The organism is Tenacibaculum amylolyticum (assembly GCF_964511145.1).
Classification (GTDB): domain Bacteria; phylum Bacteroidota; class Bacteroidia; order Flavobacteriales; family Flavobacteriaceae; genus Polaribacter; species Polaribacter amylolyticum.
The window spans coordinates 38,408-42,192 of record NZ_CAZEFZ010000064.1 but is presented as its reverse complement, the minus strand read 5'-3'; the positions used below and the strand labels follow the sequence as shown (position 1 = coordinate 42,192).

The 3,785-nt window shown below is 34.3% G+C and carries 1 protein-coding gene (cut by both window edges); it reads left to right on the top strand.

The whole window is internal to an MBG domain-containing protein gene (locus ACKTTC_RS14870) on the top strand: the coding sequence, 7,185 nt in all, runs 97 nt past the left edge and 3,303 nt past the right edge, and what appears here is coding positions 98-3,882 (codon 33, partial, through codon 1,294, complete); the first codon wholly inside the window starts at position 3. The start codon and the stop codon both lie outside this window.

The following is a 3,785-nucleotide window of genomic DNA, read 5'->3' as shown; positions in this document are numbered from 1 at the left end:
TTACGGCAGGGGTAACCGATAAATTGGCTTCTAATGCTGTTATTAATGGTTTTACAGAAACCACTTTTAACTTGGCATCTTTTACAGGAGCTCCAGTAGCGGATAATGGAAGAGGATTACCTAAAGGGTATATTGTAAAAATGAATACGGTAAATAGTTTTACTCCTTATGGATTTAGAGGGCCTGTTCCAGCTGCAGATGCAGATTACAAAGGAGGAGAACAAGTGGTATATATAGGGGCGTCTACAACACCAAACCAAGTAATTACTGGCTTAACTTCAAATGCAACATATTATTTTACCATTTATGCATATACCGATTCTGGATCGCCATATTTTATGAATAGCTATCAACAAACAGGATATGAGTTTTCTGTAGTTAATAATGGATCATTAATTAATCCAACCATTACTTTTAATGATGTAACGGTGAATGCAGGAGGAACTAACTTTAATTTGAATGCAACATCTAATTCCACAGGTGCCATCAGTTATAGAATTCTTAATGACGGAGGTACAGGAACAACTTTAAGTGGTACGAATAATGAAACGGTAACTATTGGTAATGCAGGAACAGTTATTATAGAAGCTGCTCAAACTGCTACAGCTACTTATCAGAGTGCAACAAAAACAATGATTTTAACAATAAATGCCCCGTTAGCAACTTTAGGTGGTGGTATTTATTACCAAGTTAATTCAGGGGTAACAACAGTAGACATGGCTGCTATTTTAAGTTCAAACTCTACTGGAGCTTACACTTTTGAAATTGTAGGAGAAACGCTAGGGTATTCAATTACAGGTAATTTACTAAATGTTAATGATGTTGCTGGTTCAATTGTAATTAAAGTGACGCAAGCAGCTGATGCTAGCTATAGTGAAACTGTTGGGTATTATTCAACATTGTTTTATAATACAGGATTTTCTCCAAAAACAGATTTAGCTCATAACTTATTTGATTTTTCATTAAACCCAGGTGAAGTCAGAAATATTATAACTGCTTTAAATTTTTCTGGGCAAACGACGACATATAGTATTGTAGATAATGGAGGAACTGGATCTACATTAGTTGGAAATGTTTTTACAGCAGGTGCAAATGCAGGTACTGTAACATTAAGAGCTTTTACATCTGACAATAGTTTATATAATGCAACTACAAAAGATGTTACTGTAACAGTAATTGGTTCACCACAAACCATTACATTTAATACTTTGAGTGATGTTACTTATGGAGATGCTGCTTTTGATTTGACAGCTACGGCTTCTTCAGGTTTAGCTGTAACTTATACAAGTTCAGATCCTTCGATTGCTTCAATTTTAGGTAACACAGTAACTATTCATAAAGAAGGAACTGTAAATATTACTGCTTCTCAAGCAGGTGGAGGTTCGTACAATGCTGCACCAAATGTGATACAGTCTTTAACAGTGAATCCTATTACATTAGTAAATCAAAACTTAACCTTAGATACAACAGGTTCTGTTTTGTGTAATGCACATGCAACAATTTTATTAGATAATTCACAATTAAACGTTAATTACTACTTAAGAAACAATAATGACAATAGTATTATTGAAGGGCCAGTAGCTGGAACAGGAAGTGGAATTTCTTTTACAAAGGAAATTTTAACCAGCAACCGCACTTATAATGTAATTGCCGTACAGGGTAATCAGACTTTACCTACAGCGACAAATACTTTACAAATAACAGGAACTCCAACTGCTACTGTACAAACATTAGATACTAAGGCAATAAACTTATCTCAACCCGATGGAAAATCAGCTATCGTTTCTGTAGCTAATTCTCAAACAGGGGTAAACTATTTTTTAAAGGACAATACTTCTAATGAAGTTTTACAAGGGCCAGTAGCAGGTACAGGTGCAGACTTGCCTTTTACCACAGAAACTTTAACAGCAGACAGAACTTATAAAGTGGTTGCAACAGATGCAAGTGCAAGTAATGGAGTTAGAACAGCATTACATTTAGATAATATAGATGATTATGTGAGTATTCCAGCAATCAACTCTAATTTAACTAATGTTCAACAAGCTACTATTGAAACTTGGGTGAAAATTCCAGCTTCAGATGCAACAGATGTAAACGCGTCAATTATTACTGCTGAAAGCTATTCAGGGTTTGGTGTTGCTTCTGTGGTGGTTCCTTTTTATATCAATATTTCTGGAGGAACTATTTTTGCGGGTCATCATGATGATGATGTAGACGATGGAGGAACTTACAATACACCAGCGTATACTTATCCAGTTAATACTTGGTTTCATGTTGCTGCAACAATGAATGGACCAGCTATTAATTTTTATGTAAATGGAAATTTAATTGGTTCAACAAGTACTTATTATGGGTTTGAAACTTTTCAATTAACATCAAATATTCGATTAGGAAGAAATTACGAAAGTACTTCAACTGCTACTAAATTGTTTGGAGGAGATTTAGCGCAAACTAGAATTTGGAATGGAATTAGAACTCAAACTGAAATAGCAACTAATAAGGATATTGAGTTTACAACTCCACAAGCAAATTTAGTATTAAATTACAATTACGATCAAACTTCGGGAACAAGTATAACTGATGCTTCAGGGAATTCTAATACTGGTACCTTACAAAATGCAACTGGAAATAATACTAATTGGATAAGCGATTTATTTACAAATAGTGTATGCGGATTTGTACCAATGAATAATACAGTAACAGCAACCTATGTTGGATTGTTAGATCAAGTAATTACTTTTAATGCAGTAGAAGCAAAAACTTATGGAGATACTACGTTTGATTTAACAGCTACTTCAGATTCAGGTTTAGCAGTTAGTTATGCAAGTTCTGATACTAATGTTGCAACCATTTCAGGAAATACCGTAACCATTGTAGGGGCTGGTACAACTACAATTACAGCAAGTCAAGCTGGTGATGCAACATATAATCCAGCCACAGATGTTCAACAAGAATTAATAGTTAATAAAAGAGCAATTACAGTAACAGCTGATGCTAAAACAAAAGTTTATGGAGCTACAGATCATGCCTTAACCTATCGAATAACTTCAGGAAGTTTAGTAGGAAGTGATGCATTTTCTGGAAATGTAGCTAGAGTAGCAGGAGAAAATGTAGGTACATATGCAATTAATCAAGGAACCTTAGGAATTAATAGTAATTATGATATTACTTATATAGGAAATGATGTAACGATTACTAGAAAAACAATTGAAGTAACGGCGGAAGCAAAAAATAAAATCTATGGAGCTGTAGATCCAACTTTAACATATCAAGTTACTAATGGAAGTTTAGTAATGGGGGATGCTTTTACAGGAAACTTAAGTAGGGTAGCAGGAGAAAATGTAGGTACGTATAATATTACTCAAGGAACATTAACAGCAGGAACTAATTATACGGTTTTATATGTTGCAAACGATTTAGATATTTTAACAAGGGCAATTCAGGTAACAGCAGATGCAGAAAATAAAGTATATGGAGCTACGGATCCTGTCTTAACATATCAAATTACCTCAGGAAGTTTAGTTGGAAGTGATGCATTTTCTGGAAGTGTAACCAGAGTAGCAGGAGAAAACGTAGGAACTTATGCGATCAATCAAGGAAGTTTAGCTATTAATGGAAACTATGTAATTTCATTTGTATCAAACGATTTGAGCATTACTACTAGACCTATTGAAGTTACTGCTGATGCAAAAAGTAAAGTATATGGAACCACAGATCCAGCTTTAACGTATCAAATTACCTCAGGAAGTTTAATAGGAAGTGATGCATTTTCTGGAAGTGTAACT